This window comes from Streptomyces sp. LS1784 (assembly GCF_020103755.1).
Classification (GTDB): domain Bacteria; phylum Actinomycetota; class Actinomycetes; order Streptomycetales; family Streptomycetaceae; genus Kitasatospora.
Genome location: NZ_JAHSQD010000153.1, coordinates 1 through 15607 on the forward strand (window position 1 = coordinate 1; position 15607 = coordinate 15607).

The following is a 15607-nucleotide window of genomic DNA, read 5'->3' on the forward strand; positions in this document are numbered from 1 at the left end:
ACGGCCGGACGGTGACGCTCCAGCAGTGGACCGAACAGCCGGGCACGGGCCTGGACGAGGCCGCCCTGCTCGCGATCGCCGACGACCCCACCTGGCAGTTCTGACCCACCGCCCACACCGACCGCCCCACACCGACCGCCCACGCCGACCGGCGTGGGCGCGGCCCGGCTGGGAAGCGGCTCTGATAGCGCCGGCCGCCGCCCGCTCCATCTGCAGGAACACGTCCCTGACGTGCTGCTCACCAACAGGCCCATCCCGGTCACCGCCACGGTCATGGTCACGGTGGGGTGCGGCGCGCCAAGCGACCGCACCGCCTGCCAACTGCTCCCGGACATGCCCGCCGGCGTCGGCGGGCACCCGGTCTCGCTGCTCACCGGCCGGTGAGCCGACCCTCCATGCACACCTTCCCTGCTAGGAGCCCGTCTCCGTGGCATCCCACCGCCGCCCCAAGCCCGCAGGCCGCGTACGCGTCTCGGTCATGACCGCCGCCGCCGCGACCGCGGTCGCCCTTTCCTCCCAGACCGGTGCGCACGCCGACCCGACACCGACAAAGGACGAGGCCAAGAGCCAGCTCGACCAGCTCTACCACGAGGCCGAGGTCGCCACCGAGAAGTACAACGCGGCCACCGAGAAGCAGCAGACCCTGCAGAAACAGGCGAACGACCTGCAGAACCAGATGGCACGCCGGCAGGCACAGGTGAGCACCGCCCAGAGCGGTCTCGCCGAGATCGCGGCCGACCAGTACCGCAACAACGGGATGTCCCCGACCGTCCAACTCATGCTCTCCAGCGACCCGGACTCCTTCCTCTCCAAGGCCGACTCGGCCCAGCTCGTAGGCCGGACGCAAGCCGACGCGCTCAAGGCACTCAGGACCGAGCAGAGCAGACTCGACCAGCAAAAAGCCGAAGCACAGCAGAAACTGACGGACCTGGACGCCACCGCCAAGGACCTGAAAGCGGCCACGGAGGAGGTCCGGGCAAAACTGGCGAAAGCACAGGCCCTGCTGAACTCCCTGACACAGCAGGAGCGCGACCAGCTCGCCCAGGCCGATGCCAAGGCCGCCGCCGACGCCAAGGCCGCCGCTCACACAGCCTCCCCAACCCGCGCCTCGCGCAGCGACAGCCGCACCGGCCTCGACAGCAACACGAACCCCAAGACCACCAAAGACGCCGGCACTGCCACTGGCCCGTACGCGGCAGCCGCGGTCGCTGCCGCCAGGGCCGAGGAAGGCAAACCCTACGTACGGGGCGGCACCGGCCCGAACTCATTCGACTGCTCGGGCCTGATGGTATGGGCCTACGCCAAAGCCGGCATCACCCTGCCGCGCACCTCACAGGACCAGGCCTCGGCCGGCACCGACATCGGAACCGACATCTCCAACGCCCGCCCCGGCGACCTCGTCATCTTCTTCAACGACCACAGCCACGTCGGCATGTACGTGGGAGGCGGACAGATCATCCACGCCCCACAGCCCGGCAAAACCGTCCAGTACCTGGGCGCCACCGTCATGCCAATCGCAGCGATCATCCGCATCTGACAAAGGCAGTCGTCGACGACCAGGGCGCCGCCGTCACCGTCGGCGGCGCCACCAGGGCTCCGGAGGCCGCTCGCCCCAGCGGCCGCACCGATGCCGTCCTGACGGCCCGCAGCCCTTCCTACGGCTTCGAAGAGATCAACGACGTTCGGCTCGCCCCACCGGCATCGAGACCGAACTGGTCAGCTGCGAATCGCGGGTTCTTGCGTTGGTCTCCTGACTGGACGGCCCGGACCTCAACGCCGTGACCGACCCCGATGCCTACCCGCCTGACGTCCAACGGCGCGCCCTGCGAACCCAGCTGGACCTCATCCTCGAAAGGCTCCGCAGCCTGTGGCCACCCACGACCTGACCATCACCGAAGCCGCACCCGACGACCCGAGAGTCCTGCAGCTGGTCCGCGACCTCGATGCCGACCTCGCCGCGCGTCACCCCGACGAGCCCGGCACCGGCGGCGCCCATCTCAACCCCGACACCCGCCTCCTGCTGGCACAGACCAGCGGCCGCCCCGGCGGATGCGCCGCCGTCCAGCCGTTCCCCGACAGCGCGGCCGAGCTCACGGGCATGCACGTCACACCCGAAGCCCGCGGACACGGCATCACTGCCCGGCTGCCGGCCGAGGCCGAACGCACCGCCGCCGCTCTCACAGACCCCGAGGGCGCCGGCTATCGCCTGGAGGCTTGACCGTGCTCAGCCGCCTTTCCATCGGTCTGCGCACCGCGCTGGCGGCCGGCCTCGCGGCCCTGCTGCTGCTCGGCGGCGGCGCCTGGTGGCTGCGGGGCCACATGTACGACGCCCAGCTGCAGGCCACCGACGCAGAGGCGAAGTACCAGGCGCGAGAGATCGCCCGCGGCTTCACCCACGGCCAGCAGTTCGCCGGGAGCGATCTGCTCCCGTACATCATCCTCGACAAGGATGGCCAATTGGTCAGCCTCGGCGGGCCGCTTGCCACTCAGCACCTGACCGGCCTGCTGCCCCCGCCCGCCCCACCGCGCGCGCCCGAGAACTGGCAGCCCGCGGGCGGGCGGATCACCATCGGCCCCACGGGCCCGACTGCCGCCGACCACTACTCAGGACGCACCTTCACCGCCATGGGCAGCTGGCGCATGTACTACCGGGCCGCGGACACCAGCGGGCCGACGAAGCCCCTGCTCGGCCCGATCACGGTGTACGTGCTGGCCACCCCGTTCGCCGCCGAGGCCTCGCTGCGCACCGTCGACGCGGTCCTGCTGGCCGGCGTGCCGGCCGCCGCGCTCCTGGTGGCGCTGGTGGCCTGGGCGACGACCAGCCGGGCGCTGCGCCCGGTGGAGGCGATCCGCGCCGAGCTGGCCGAGATCGGCGAGCACCGGCTGGACCGCCGCGTCCCGGTGCCGCGCTCCGGCGACGAGATCTCCCGGATGGCCCGGACCACCAACGCCACGCTGGACCGGCTGGAGCGCTCGGCCGTGCAGCAGCAGCGCTTCGTCGCGGACGCCTCGCACGAGCTGCGCAGCCCGATCGCCGCGCTGCGCACCAACCTGGAGGTCTCGCTGGCCCACCCCGAGCGCACCGACTGGCCGGCCGCCACCCGGGAGGCGCTCACCTCGGTCGAGCGGCTCCAGCAGCTCACCGAGGACCTGCTGTTCCTGGCCCGGAACACGCACCCGGCGACGGCCGGTCAGCCCACCATCGTCGACCTGTCCGCCGTGCTGCGCGAGCTCGCCGACCAGTACCGCCCGGTCCTCGACGCCCGACTCACCCTGCGGGTGGACGTACCCGAGGCGGTCCTGGTGCACGGCAGCCGGATCCCGCTGCACCGGCTGGTGCGCAACCTGCTCGACAACGCCCAGCGGCACGCAGAGGAAGAGATCGTGCTCGCGACCCGGCAAGCTGGGCACCGCTGCCTGCTGGAGGTACGCGACGACGGCCCAGGCGTCCCGCCGGCCGAGCATGAGCGGATCTTCGAACCGTTCACCCGGCTCGACGAGGCCCGCAGCCGGGACGCCGGCGGCAGCGGTCTCGGCCTGGCCATCACCGCCGACATCGCCACCCGGCACGGCGGCACTGTGCGGGTCGCCCCGTCCCAGCGCGGCGCCCGCTTCGTGCTGGAGCTGCCGGCCGCCGTACGATACGGCCCTGCGGAACCCCCTGGACAGGATGGCCACAAGGCACTGCGCGCATTTCCCGAGGTTTGACATGGCGGCCGGCGGCGAGGCGCAGTCGACACTGGAGTACCTGGCGTGGAGCAGGCGGTCGCGCTCCGCGCCGAGCTGCTCGCCCGCGGGGCGGGCCTGGCGCCGGACGCGGGTGAGACCCCGCAGCAGGTGCTCCACGCGTTGTCGGGGCGACGGCTGCTCGGGTCGATCGTGCTGAGTGTGTCGATGTGGGGGCGGGTCCGCGCCGTGATCGGCCGGGACACCTTGCCGAGGTGGATGTCGCGGCGCACCACCGTGGCACCGGGGGCGAACGGGGTGCCGGTGCCGGGGGGCGGACCACGGCACCTGCCCGGAGCCCAACCTGCCGGGCCCGACCCTTGTCCCGGGTCTCGGCGGTCGCCGGCGATCGAGACCCACTTCGGATCGCTGCGGCGGTTCACCACCAAAGGCGTCGGAGCCCGCTGAGCGCCCGGCGACGGCCGGTCGGGGAGCGAGGGGCCGACGCCCTGGTCCGCCTCACCGTCCACGCCGACGGCACCGCGTCCGGGCCGTTCCTCCAGCCGGTGGAGTTCATGAAGATGCGCTCCCAGCGCCTGCGATGGCCGAAGAACCCGGCCGACGGCGGCACCGTCGCCGAGACCACCACCGCCACGCTGCCCGCGCACGGCAAGTTCGACCCGTTCCCGCTCGCCGCCGGTCTGCGCCTGCGCGACGTCGTCCACGCCGTCCAACCGCACCAGGACGGCCGGACACTGTGGCTCTACTCCCTCACTCCCGGCCTGGGCCGCCGCGACCTTCCGCGACGGCAAGGACGTCCGCCTGGTCCGCCAGTACGGTGGGCGCTGCCTGCGGGACGACTTCGAACGCACCCTCACCTGGTGGCACGACACGGGCGAGCCCGGAGTCGAACGTCTCGGACTCACCGTGACCCGCGACGGTTGGCACGCCTGGCTCGACGACCCCGACCAGGCGATCTGACCCTCCAGCCCCGCCCGGCTAAGCGCACGCGGATGGCAGGGCTTCGGCGTAGTCGTGGCTTGAGCGTGTCACCCCGATATGTTCTGGTGGCGGTCCGGATGCAGAGCGGGCACGGGCTTCCCCGGGTGACGATGTGAGGGCCACGCCAGAGTGCGCAGGGCGGCCGTGGACGCTCCGACCACCCCGGCGCACAACAGGTCCCCGTGCTCCTGACACGTGAGCGCGAGGACCTGCACGGTGACGGCCTGGTCCTACTCGACGCCGCGCTGGGGAGGACCGGGCCGTCGTGCCACAGCGGTCCGCAATCCGGTCAGTTGTCCAAGCTCAGCCGGACCTCTGCCGAGCTGGCGCGAGCGAACGTGAAGTCGAAGTGTTCGACCTTGCCCATGCCATCAGCGAACGCGCTGCGCACTTCACCGCTGGAACTGTGGACGTGGAGTGCGGCGAAGTCGCCGTCAGGGCGCGTGTCCTTGACCCAGCCGTACACGCGGAGGTTCCCGTTGCTGCAAGCCAGACGGTATTCAGCTTCGGCACCAGGAATGCTGGTGACCTTGTGGGCTCCGCAGGCAGCAGCGCTGGCATTGGCCGCGCTGGCGAGGATGAGGCCTGATGAGGCGAGGAGCAAGGAGCTTGCGGCGGCGAGAGCTCGGTGTGAACGCGGCAAGAAAAGGGTCCTTTCTCTGCGTGCAGGCGTGGTGAGCTGGCTGGCCCACCGGAATTGAGACCATACGCACCGTGTCTCACTGCTTTCGGGGATCGCTTCTCGTAACCACCCGAAGGTGTACGGACTGCGGGTATGGCGCTGACTGGCTCTGTACGCGAGGGAACAGCAGATGTCCACCACTTCGGGAGGCGGTCCCTGGAGCCGCGGCGTTCGAATTGTTCACGAGCTGCGGCAGCACCGGTTGCCGGTGCTCAGTGACGGTACGCGGCTGTCGCGATCTCGATGAAGGATCGGATCAACGGGTTGGTGTCACCCTCGTTCCACACCGCCACCACTCGGCTCGGCGGCATGTCGATCAGCGGCACCACGGCCAGCTCCGCGGGCAGGTCGTGTCCGAGCGGGGCCAAGCCGACCGTGCCGTTCCACAGCACGGCCTGCAGGCATTCCTGGACGGCGCGCACCACTGGGCCCTCGCGCGGACTGTCGCCGTTCCAGTACGACTGCCAGATGGGGTCGGTGCCCTGCGGGAACTGGAACCAGCGGCGGTCGCTCAGCTCGGCCAGCCGCAGTCCGTCGCGGCGGGCCAGCGGATCGTCGGCGCGCAGGACCACGCCGACCGGATCGGTCCGCAGGGAACGCACCGTCAGGGCAGTCTCGTCGAACGGCGCCCGAGTCAGCGCGACGTCGACCAGCCCGGCGCGCAACCCGCAGGTGGGGTCGGTCAGATCGGTGTCTCGGATGCGGATGTCGATGCCGGGGTGGCGTCGGCGGTAGGCGGCGGCCAGCCTGGCCACTCCCGGGTCGGTGCCGTCGCCCAGGATGCCGACGGTGATGGTCGCGACGCCGGCCGCCGCGCCCACGCGTACCCGGACGCGGTCGGCATGGTCGAGTAGGGCCCGCGCCTCGTCGAGCAGCACCGAGCCCACCGGCGTGAGCGTGACCCCCGCGGGCGAGCGGGCGAACAGCAGGGCCCCGACATCGGCCTCCAACTGCTTGATCGCCCGGCTCAGCGGCGGCTGACTCATGTGCAGTCGGGTGGCGGCCCGGCCGAAGTGGAGTTCCTCGGCGACCGCCACGAAGTAGCGCAAGGTCCGTAGCTCCACGCTGCAACAATACCCACGAGGTATCGGCGCCGCGGGATGGGTCTTGGACACCGGCAGGTCCCCGGCGGTGCACTCGTGAGCATGACCGAAGAAGCGAAGACCAGCGAGCCGCAGACCCACCCCGCTGTATCGGTGGTGGGTCCCGGCGACGGCGAGACGATCGTTCTGGGCACCACGCACATGCGCGTTCTGGAGGACGGCAGCCACACCGGGCACCGCCTCGCGATCGCCGAGTCCGTCCTCGCCCCGCACACCCAGGGACCGCCCCAGCACCGCCACACCCGACACGACGAGGGCTTCTACATCCTCTCCGGCACCGTGCGGTTCACCGTCGGTGACGAGGACTACGACGCCACCACGGGCACGCTCGTGGTGGTTGCGCCCGGCACCCCGCACACCTTCGCCAACCTGACCGACCGACCCGCCGTCATGCTCAGCACATTCACCCCCGACCTGTACGTGCAGTACTTCCGAGAACTCCAGGAGGAGCTCGCCGGCGGCCGGCCACTGACGCCACAGGCCAACATCGACGCGATGAGCCGCTACGCGACCGAGCCCGCCACCGACCTCGCCTGAAGCCGACAGCACGGCACGGCCCGGCCACCCTCCTTTCGACCGGCAGGGTGGCGGCGCTGCCGCCCTTCGGCGTCCGGGTCCCTCGGACGACGGACCGGGCCTTCACCAGGGCTCTTCCGGCAAGCAACGCAATCGACGGGTCCCCGTGAACCGGTGGCCCATGAACGGGAACCATGAACATCGCCTATTGGATCGTCGCGGGACTGCTCGCGCTTTTCTACTCCTACGCAGGCACGCTGAAGGTGATCCGCAGCCGCGATCAACTCCGACCGATGATGGCCTGGGTCGACCGCATACCTTTGCCTGCCCTCAGGGCGCTGGGAGCGGTCGAAATACTCGGCGCGACCGGCCTGATCCTGCCACCGCTGACCGGCGTCGCTCCCTCGCTGGCGCCGACCGCGGCCATCGGCTTCGTATTCCTGCAGACCGGCGCGATCACCGTCCATCTGACTGGCGAAGACCGCCGGATCGCACTCAATACCGGGCTCACCGCCGCCGCGGTCGTGACCATCTGGCTGGCCGCCCGGCTGTGATCGAGCACAGTTCCCCCAGGGGCCGCGGGAGCGAGCTCCCGCGGACCCTGTCGGGTGACCACTCGACCTGTCTCCTCGCCGCGGCCAGGGAGCCAACTCTCGGAAGTCGCCGACAAGTCCGACGCGCGCCGGGCCTGGCCGAACGCCGGACCGTCCTGCGTGCCGCCGAGTTCACCCGGCGGGTTCGTCAGCTCACCTCGGCGAGGGCGAACCCCTCCCCGTCGGGGCCCGCGTCGGCGATCCGCTCGCCGTCCGGGCCCCACGCGCCGCTGCGGCCCGTGCACGGGCCCGCCTCGCTCGGGCCGACGAGGTCGGCCAGGACCACGTACAGCCCGAACTCCCTGGCCCGTACCGGATACACCTTCTCGAACGAGTCGTTGTCGGCGTCCAACGCCGAGCTCGCCAGATAGACGGTGCAGCCGTCCGAGGCGGCCCGCTCGGCGATGTCGGGGAAGCGGTTGTCGTAGCAGGTGGCGAGCGCGAATCGGACGCCGTCGAGGGTGAAGCGCCCGTCGGCGGTGCCCGGGGCGAAGACCTCGGCCTCGACGCCGTACAGATGCCTCTTGTCGTAGCGGGCGAGGAGCGCGCCGTCCGGGCCGACGACCAGCGAGGTGATACCCGGCCGGCCCTCCGCCCCGGCCATGAGCACCGGTCCGTTGACGACGGCCGCCGCTCCCGTCGCGCGGCAGGCCTCCCGTACCGGATCGAGCCGGGCGTCTGCCTCGGTGAGACAAGCGGCCGGGGTCGTGCGGATGAGGGTCGGTTCGTAGCCGGTGAGGGCCAGCTCGGGGAAGACGACGACGCGCGCGCCCTCGGCACCGGCCCGGCGGATCAGGCCGGACACCGTTCGGACGTTGCCCTCGACATCCCCGGCGGCTGGGGCGAACTGCGCAGCTGCGGTGATCACATCCGCCATCATCCCGCCTGTCCGCCGCGGGCGGAACCCCAGGCCCCGGGGCGCTCTGATTGTCCGAAACCTGGCGGCTCGGCGGCCACCGCCCCGGTGGCGGTGAGTTCGGCTTCGGCGGCCGCGAACGCTCCTGCCCGGGGTGGGCGTCCGCCTGCTGCAGCCCGCTGCGGTGCCGGGTCCGGGCCGTGCCCGCAGGGGCCGGCTCGAAGAGTACGACACCGAGCGCGGGACCTGGATCGCCATGATCGACAGCAGGATCGTCTCCAGCGCCCCGGGCGTTCCAGAACCGGTTTACGGCAAGAGCAACGGCAACCGATGGCCGAGGTCACGGACAGGCATGGCCGGCCCGCTCCAGGCCGCGGGGCGGGCCGGCCCGGTCGACGACCATGCGCAGGTGTTGAGCATCTCGACCAGAGCGTTCTTCTCGCTCGCCGTGGTGCTGAGGCCGTAGACGTACTTGATGTTGGCCCAGGCCCTGGAGTAGGTGCACCAGTAGGCGACGGACGGCGGCCGTCAGGAGTCGGGGCGCTTGTCGCCCTCGGCCCGGTTGCTGGCCGCGGACACGGCGAGCAGTTGGGAGTGCTCCAGGTCGTTGGCGAAGGAGCGGCGCTTGTCGGTGGTCCAGGTGTCGGCGCCGACTGGCGGTGAGCGTCATTCCAAACGCGCGCTATCCTGCCTCGTTCCGGCCGGGCCGGGTTCCTGTCCGGTGTCCGTCGTCGGGGCGGTGAGGCCTGCGGGCGGCCGGCCGCAGCTTGCGTACTCGCTCCCGCAGGATCGACAGCCCACGTTGCCAGCCGATCCGCTCCGCGATCACGGTGGCCGGCATCGTCGGGGTCTGTTTCAGCAGCTCACGGATGGCAGGTTCGAAGACGTCCACGGCCGAGCCCTTCAACGGGCGCTGGTAGACCGGCGGCCGGTCCGAGGCCAGAGCACGCGCCACGGTACCCCGGGGAGATCCCCAGCTGCCGGGCCACAGCCCGTGCCGACAACCCCTCGCCCCGATGCAGCCGCCGGATCTCGGCCCAGTCCTCCACCCCGATCACCTCTTCCCTCCCGACTCCCGTACCAGTGAAGTCAGGATGATCAAGAGATCACGCAGTGACCCGCTTTTGATCCGCCGTCCGTGGTCCTCGTTTCACCCGTTGCCGACAGCTGGGACCGAGATCTGCGCCGCTTCGGAGACTGAAGCCGGCCGCAGGGCATCGGCCTTCTGGCAATCGGCTGTGCCGCTTCGCTTCGTCCGGATAAATGCCGATTTTCGGATGCTAGTACGCTGGACCATTCATCGAAGAATCTCATTCGGAGTCTCACCCGTGGATCCTGTTGTCACTGACCGGCTGGTGCTGCGTTCCTTCACCGAGACGGATCTCGACGACCTGCATGACATCCAGCGCCGTCCGGACGTGACCCGGTATCTGCTGTGGGACACCCGTACCCGGGAGGAGACGCGCACCGCGCTGGCCACCAGGATCACGCAGTCCGAGCTGGCCGGGGAGGGCGACAACCTGGCTATCGCGGTGGAGTTGCGCGAGTCCGGTCGGCTCATCGGCGAGTTCAACCTGGACTGGCTGAGCGCCGAACTGGGCCGCGCCGAGATGGGTTTCGTGATGAACCCCGACCACGGCGGCCGCGGGTATGCCACCGAAGCCGGCCGCGAGGTGCTGCGGCTGGCGTTCGAGCGGCACGGCTTCCACCGGGTGATCGGCATGTGCAACGGGAGCAACGTTTCGTCGATGCGGCTGATGGAGCGCCTCGGCATGCGTCGGGAAGCGTTCTTCGTGCAGGGCGAGATGCTCAAGGGGCAGCGGGCGGACCTGGCCGTGTACGCGATGCTGGCCACCGAGTGGGCCGGCGCGGACGTCACCGCTCAGGGAACTCCCGCCGCCCGGGGGTGACGTCCGCGCGTCATGGTGGTCTCCCGCCGACTGGAGGGCGGCGGCCACCACGGCGGGGCCGCTGGCGCGAAGGTAGTCCGCGAGCGTGTCACAACGTCGGCGGAGCTGGTGCCTGAGGACCTTGCCGGTGACGCCCTGTGGGATGTCGGTGACCGAGCCTGCGGATTCGCCGGGACGTCCGCGACGACATCCGCGAGGCATTCCTCAAACGGATGGCTCGGGCAGCGCGCGGTGCTTGGAGGCGACGGACGCGGCGCTCGGTGCAGCGGCGGCGGCCGTTGGAGCGGCTGCGGGGATCAGCGCGAGGGCGAGCGCGGCCGGCGTACCGTCACCCAGTGGTTGGCGCGGCGCCGGCCGGGTTGGCGCGAATTCGCGGCAGCACCGGATCCGGGGTGTGCCGCCGTCCGGCTGGAGGCCGGACTTGAAGGTAGGCGCTCCAGTCCGGTCACTTGCGCGCTTCTGCGGGTTCTGTGGTGGGGGCGCAGGGTCAGTAGCCCGGTCTGCCGGGCCTCCGTGAACATTCCTGCGGCGCGGTGCGGCGCCGTTCGTGTGGCCACCCGGTCGGGTCGGTGTCGCCGAGACGGAGCAGGTCGAACGTGACGAAGTGGGCCGACCTGCGCTTCCACGAGGCGGCCGCGGCCCGGCCCTGCGCGCGGCGGTCTCGTATTCTCGTGCCGCCGGAGAGGAATCCGGCGGGCGGGAAGGGAAGCTGACGGTGTTCGGACGAAGCAGGCGGGACGAGCCCTTCGAGGCGCTGCACTGGGACGAGATCACCCAGTTCACGGTGGGCAGGACGTTGCGGAACACGTTCCGCACGTCGAAGCGGGGCGAGGGCGCACACGCGGTCCGGTTCGTGAGGACGCGCGGGGGCGACGAGTACATGGTCCCTGGCGTCTACATCGTCCCCGTGGAGCCGGCCGGACCGCTTGCGAAGGGCGGTTTCCGGCTCTTCGAGGACGAGGCCGGGCGGCAACTGCTGTGTACGGTGCTGCCGGACGGTTCCGACCGTTACCGGGTGACGGACACTGCCGGCCGGGAGCTCGGCTCCGTCCGTCGCACACCGGTCACGAAGCGGCTCACCCAGCAGGGCCTGTGGATGGAACAGCTCGGGCACCCGGTCATCGTGGCCCCACGGGCCTGGGCTCGGGGAGGGCCGGGAGCGTCCCTGGGGCGTGGGGCTGGCCACGTCCTCGACGGGATCGTCGACTCCCTGCTGTCCTTCGGGTCCGACGAAGCGACGGGTTCCGGGGGGAGCCTCAAGCCGGTGGTCTGGGCGACGGTCGTGGGCGCGGGGGAGGGGGCGGACGGGACGGGGGAAGCGGTGCTGACCTTCCCGCGCCGCTCCGACGGCACGCGCTGGTACTTCGTCAAGCGGGACGGCTGGCTGGACAAGCGTCTCGCCTTCGCGCTGGCAGTGCTGCGCGAGACCGACACCATCGGCGGCGACCGCCGCTGAACCGCGCCCGCCTCCGGGCGTGCTCGGCGCGGCCGAACCCTTGCCGTCGGGTTCGGCTGCCCGGACTGCCTGCACGGCCCGGACCGCCTGCATGGCCTGAACGGCCTGAACGGCCTGGACCGAATGTTCGGTGGTGAGGCTTGCCTCCGACGGCAACACCGCTGCCCGGCACAAGACGTGGCGGCTGGAGGGCGCGGCTGGGCTGGACGCGGTCGCTTCGGTGCTCGGGACGGTCCGCTCGGAGACGGGCGGCACTGCTCGGGGCGCTGGCCGCATGGGCGCGCCGCACGCGAAGGCGGTCAACGAGGCCGTGCTCGCCTTCGTCCTCGGCGGTACCGCGCCCGGGGCCGTGGGTGGGGGTGGCCCGGCCGACGCGTCCCGTACGGGCACGGCGGAGCCGTGAGCGCGGGGGAGGCCGATTCGGTACAGGCCGATCCGGTACAGGCCGGCGGAACGTCCGGGTGGCCTGTTCAGTGGCCTTGCTGGTGTTCGGGCATCAGGGCGAGGAGGCTGTCGGGGATGGTGTCGCCGAAGGTCTCTTCGAGGTGCTTGGCCGTCTCGGCGTCGGCCCGGCTCATGCGGGCGAACATGTCCTGCTCGTAGGCGTCGAGGCCGGATTCGAGACGGCCCGGGTGGGCGGCCAGGGACTTGCCGAGTTCCGCACCGTCGTACAGGGCCCAGTTGGCGCCTTCGCCGTTGGGGGCCAGCAGGTGGGCGGCGTCGCCGATAAGGGAGATGTAGGCGTGCAGGGTGTCGCCGCGTTCACGGTGGGCTGTGAGCGCCCTGTCTCCTGCGGGGGCGAACATCGAGCCGCCGCCGACCGCCTTCGCGGCGGCCGGGTGCCGGCTGTCAGCGTCGAACAGGTAGGTCTCGACGAACGACGTGCCGACGTACTCGGGTATCGCCTTCGACACCAGCGGGCGTATCCGTGACCAGGCGCCGTCCGCGCCGACGAGCACCCTGGCGGTCACGCTGCTGCCGTCGGCGAAGGCCACCTCGTGCCCGCCGCCGATCAGGGCGCGGGCACCGCTGACCTTGCACCCCCAGCGGACGGTGCCGGCGGGCAGCGCGTCGAGCAGCATCCGGCGCAGGTCCGCGCGCAGCGCCTCCGGCCGGCCGTCCGCGTCGAGGGCGAGCTGTCCGTTGTAGTCGTGGATGTCGAGCATCCCGCCCTGTGCCCGCGCCGTGGGCGAGGCTTCTGCCTCGTAGACCACGGCGGGCATGCCGTTCAGGTGCAGGACGCGCGCCAGCGTGAGTCCGCCGAGCCCGGCGCCGATGATCGTGACGGGGTGCATCGTGCCTCCTTCGTGAGCGGGGGCGGCGCGGTCCTCCGACCCATTTGGCGCAACGTTCCAATATGGAGCGATGCTCCAAGTTAGCTCAGTGCTCTAACTTGGTGCAGTGATCCAACTGTGTCATATTGGGGACGCGCCAACACGAGCACGCCGGACTCAGCGGCGTAACCAGGTGCTCTCCCGGGAGCAGATCATCGACACCGCGATCGACCTTCTCGATACCGGTGGCGAGGGCGCCCTGACCGTCCGGGTGATGACCGATCGCCTGGCCACCGGGTCAGGGGCGATCTACTACCACGTCGGCAACCGGGACGAACTGCTGGACGCGGCGACGGAAACCGTCATCACCGCGGCTCTGGCGACCAAGCCCGCCGGGGCGCAGGCCACACCCGAGGACGAGATCCGCGTCGTCGCACTGGCGGTGTTCGACGCCATCGCCGAACACCGCTGGCTCGCCACGCGGTTGACCCTCCAGATCATCCGCAACCCCGTCGGCCCGGTGACGGTGGGGATCTTCGAAAGGCTCGGCCGGCAGGTGGGGGCCCTGGGCGTCCCACAGGCTCGCTGGTTCGACGCCGCCTCGACGCTCGTGCACTACATCCTCGGCGCGATCAGCCAGAACGCCCGCATCGAGGGGGACACCTCAGGCGTCGACCCCGATGCGGACCACGAGGAGTTCTTCGACGCGGCCTCGCAGGGGTGGCAGGATCTCGACGCCGAGTCCTACCCGTTCCTGCACGCCATCGTCGGCCAGATGAGAGAGCACGACGACCGCGAGCAGTTCCTCACCGGCATCGCCGTCGTCCTCGACGGCCTCACCCACCTGCGCTGACCCCGCCCCACCGGGTCGGCAGCCAACTGGACTTCCTTGAGGGGGAATCTCTCATGCGTGACGTAGTCATCGCGGGCGGCGGCCCGGTCGGCCTGTTCCTGGCCGGCGAACTGGCCCTGTCCGGCTGCTCGGTCCTGATCCTTGAGCGGGACCGGGAACCCACCTCGCCGCTGAAGGCACTCCCGCTCGGCATGCGGGGCCTGAACGCGGGCTCGGCCGAGACGTTACACCGCCGCGGCCTGCTCGAAGCGATGATGGACGCCTCCGGCGCCGACGAGAAGGAGGTCGGTGCGGACCCCGACGCGGGTGAAGCGCCCGCTCCCCGCGACGTGTCCCACTTCGCGGGCATGGGCCTGGACGCGGGTGGCATCGACGCGTCCGCTCTGCCGTTCCGGCTGCCCGGCCCGGCGATGCAAGGGTTCATGACGAGCGTGGAAGCCGTCTCGACGGTGCTCGCCCAGCGGGCCGCCTCGCTCGGCGTGGAGATCATCCGGGGCGTTCCCGTCACCGCCGTGACGCAGGACGACGACGGCGTCACCGCCACTGCCGACGGACACGAATACCGGGGGCGCTGGCTGGTGGGCTGCGACGGCGGGCGCAGTGCGGTGCGCGAGCTCGTGGGCTTCGACTTCGTCGGCACCGACCCGCTGTTCACCGGCTACGTCGCCAAGGTCGCCTTCGCCGACCCCCAGCAGCTGCCGCTCGGCTTCAACCTGACGCCGACCGGCATGTACCTGCGCACGCCCTTCGAGGGCCATCTGGGCATGAACGACTTCGACGGCGGCACCTTCGACCGCTCCCAGCCGCTGACCCGCGAGCACCTCCAGGCGGTCCTGCGCCGCATCTCCGGCACCGACGTGACGCTGACCGACGTCGAGCTGGCCTCCAGCTTCACCGACCGCGCCATGCAGGTCACCAGCTACAAGAAGGGCCGCGTCCTGCTCGCCGGTGACGCCGCGCACATCCACTCACCGCTTGGCGGCCAGGGCCTCAACCTCGGCATCGGCGACGCCGTCAACCTCGGCTGGAAGCTCGCCGCCACCGTCCACGGCACCGCGCCCGAGGGCCTGCTCGACACCTACACCGACGAGCGCCACCCCATCGGCGCCGCCGTCCTCGACTGGTCCCGCGCCCAGGTCGCCACCATGAAGCCGGGCCCCAACGCCCCCGCCCTGCGCAAGCTGGTCCTCGACCTGATGAGCGCCCCCGACGGGGTCACCCATGTGTACCGGCAGACCTCGGGACTGTTCCACCACTACGACCTGGGCAGCGAGCAGCCGCTCGTCGGCCACAGCGCCCCCGACTTCCGCTTCCAGGACGGCACCCGCCTCGGTGAACTGCTGCGCCAGGGCCAGGGCGTGCTCCTGGACTTCAGCCGCGACCGTGCGCTGCAGACCGCGGCCAAGGGCTGGGCGGGCCGGATCCACCATGCGGCCGGACCGGTACGCAACGACCTCGGATTCACTGCCCTGTTCATCCGGCCGGACGGCATTGTGGCGTGGGCGGACGACCACGCCGACACCGAAGCATTCCAGCAGGCCGCGACCCGCTGGCTCGGCCACCCGCACAACTAGGGCCTGTGTGATGTCGTGATCAATATTGCGGTTTCGTGCTTGCTCGAAAGCGGGATCCGGTAGGACGTTGCGTGTGACACGTAGGCAACTCACCGACGAGCAGTGGACGTTCATCGAGCCGT

16 protein-coding genes and 1 pseudogene are annotated in these 15607 nt (G+C 71.0%); 12 read left to right on the forward strand and 5 right to left on the reverse strand.

All coding sequences use genetic code 11. The features are described 5' to 3' along the window. Positions 1–231: 231 nt before the first annotated feature. The 4 genes from KS423_RS19155 to KS423_RS19170 all read left to right on the forward strand — a co-directional run bounded on the left by KS423_RS19155 (position 232) and on the right by KS423_RS19170 (position 3708). Positions 232–384 (forward strand): hypothetical protein, encoded by a 153-nt coding sequence (locus KS423_RS19155; RefSeq protein WP_224280769.1) that lies wholly within the window; start codon positions 232–234, stop codon positions 382–384. A 94-nt stretch (positions 385–478) separates the two neighbouring features. Beyond that, positions 479–1537, forward strand: a complete 1059-nt coding sequence (locus KS423_RS19160) for an NlpC/P60 family protein (protein WP_263455013.1) — start codon at positions 479–481, stop codon at positions 1535–1537. A gap of 330 nt (positions 1538–1867) precedes the next feature. After that, positions 1868–2218 carry a GNAT family N-acetyltransferase gene (locus KS423_RS19165; protein WP_224280771.1) on the forward strand — a complete coding sequence of 117 codons (351 nt, stop codon included), beginning with the start codon at positions 1868–1870 and terminating at the stop codon, positions 2216–2218. 2 nt (positions 2219–2220) lie between these two features. Next, positions 2221–3708, forward strand: coding sequence for a cell wall metabolism sensor histidine kinase WalK (locus tag KS423_RS19170; RefSeq protein ID WP_224280772.1), 1488 nt, complete (start codon positions 2221–2223; stop codon positions 3706–3708). A gap of 1249 nt (positions 3709–4957) precedes the next feature. Here KS423_RS19170 and KS423_RS19175 read toward each other — a convergent pair. Both KS423_RS19175 and KS423_RS19180 read right to left on the reverse strand, forming a co-directional pair. Beyond that, positions 4958–5272, reverse strand: coding sequence for a hypothetical protein (locus KS423_RS19175; RefSeq protein ID WP_224280773.1), 315 nt, complete (start codon positions 5270–5272; stop codon positions 4958–4960). A 290-nt stretch (positions 5273–5562) separates the two neighbouring features. Continuing rightward, positions 5563–6414, reverse strand: coding sequence for a LysR family transcriptional regulator (locus KS423_RS19180; protein ID WP_224280774.1), 852 nt, complete (start codon positions 6412–6414; stop codon positions 5563–5565). A gap of 81 nt (positions 6415–6495) precedes the next feature. Here KS423_RS19180 and KS423_RS19185 point away from each other — a divergent pair, with 81 nt between their 5' ends. Both KS423_RS19185 and KS423_RS19190 read left to right on the forward strand, forming a co-directional pair. Continuing rightward, positions 6496–6990: a cupin domain-containing protein gene (locus KS423_RS19185; RefSeq protein ID WP_224280775.1), complete on the forward strand. Its 495-nt coding sequence runs from the start codon at positions 6496–6498 to the stop codon at positions 6988–6990. Positions 6991–7163: 173 nt separating this feature from the next. Further along, positions 7164–7523 carry a DoxX family protein gene (locus KS423_RS19190; RefSeq protein WP_224280776.1) on the forward strand — a complete coding sequence of 120 codons (360 nt, stop codon included), beginning with the start codon at positions 7164–7166 and terminating at the stop codon, positions 7521–7523. 187 nt (positions 7524–7710) lie between these two features. Here KS423_RS19190 and KS423_RS19195 read toward each other — a convergent pair whose 3' ends face one another. Continuing rightward, complete coding sequence (locus KS423_RS19195) at positions 7711–8439, reverse strand: carbon-nitrogen hydrolase family protein (protein ID WP_263455017.1); 729 nt, start codon at positions 8437–8439, stop codon at positions 7711–7713. Between the two features lie 133 nt (positions 8440–8572). Between KS423_RS19195 and KS423_RS19200 the strand changes: the two genes are divergently transcribed. After that, positions 8573–8884 carry a hypothetical protein gene (locus KS423_RS19200; RefSeq protein WP_224280778.1) on the forward strand — a complete coding sequence of 104 codons (312 nt, stop codon included), beginning with the start codon at positions 8573–8575 and terminating at the stop codon, positions 8882–8884. 276 nt (positions 8885–9160) lie between these two features. Here the strand turns inward: KS423_RS19200 and KS423_RS19205 are convergent. Further along, positions 9161–9476, reverse strand: a pseudogene (locus tag KS423_RS19205) (helix-turn-helix domain-containing protein); the annotation flags it as partial. Between the two features lie 270 nt (positions 9477–9746). Here KS423_RS19205 and KS423_RS19210 point away from each other — a divergent pair. From KS423_RS19210 to KS423_RS19220, 3 genes are all read left to right on the forward strand, one after another. Beyond that, positions 9747–10328: a GNAT family N-acetyltransferase gene (locus KS423_RS19210; protein WP_224280779.1), complete on the forward strand. Its 582-nt coding sequence runs from the start codon at positions 9747–9749 to the stop codon at positions 10326–10328. A gap of 715 nt (positions 10329–11043) precedes the next feature. Further along, positions 11044–11784, forward strand: coding sequence for a hypothetical protein (locus tag KS423_RS19215; protein ID WP_224280780.1), 741 nt, complete (start codon positions 11044–11046; stop codon positions 11782–11784). Between the two features lie 133 nt (positions 11785–11917). Further along, the gene (locus tag KS423_RS19220) at positions 11918–12187 is read left to right on the forward strand and encodes a hypothetical protein (RefSeq protein ID WP_224280781.1); all 270 of its coding nucleotides are present in this window, start codon (positions 11918–11920) and stop codon (positions 12185–12187) included. 67 nt (positions 12188–12254) lie between these two features. On the opposite strand, the gene KS423_RS19225 is transcribed toward KS423_RS19220, so the two are convergent. Next, entirely contained in the window at positions 12255–13079 is an 825-nt protein-coding gene (locus tag KS423_RS19225; protein ID WP_224280782.1) for an NAD(P)/FAD-dependent oxidoreductase, read from the reverse strand. Positions 13080–13251: 172 nt separating this feature from the next. Between KS423_RS19225 and KS423_RS19230 the strand changes: the two genes are divergently transcribed. Together KS423_RS19230 and KS423_RS19235 are read left to right on the forward strand one after the other, a co-directional pair. Next, entirely contained in the window at positions 13252–13911 is a 660-nt protein-coding gene (locus KS423_RS19230) for a TetR/AcrR family transcriptional regulator (protein WP_224280783.1), read from the forward strand. Positions 13912–13964: 53 nt separating this feature from the next. Continuing rightward, positions 13965–15485: an FAD-dependent oxidoreductase gene (locus KS423_RS19235; RefSeq protein WP_224280784.1), complete on the forward strand. Its 1521-nt coding sequence runs from the start codon at positions 13965–13967 to the stop codon at positions 15483–15485. Positions 15486–15607 lie beyond the last annotated feature (122 nt).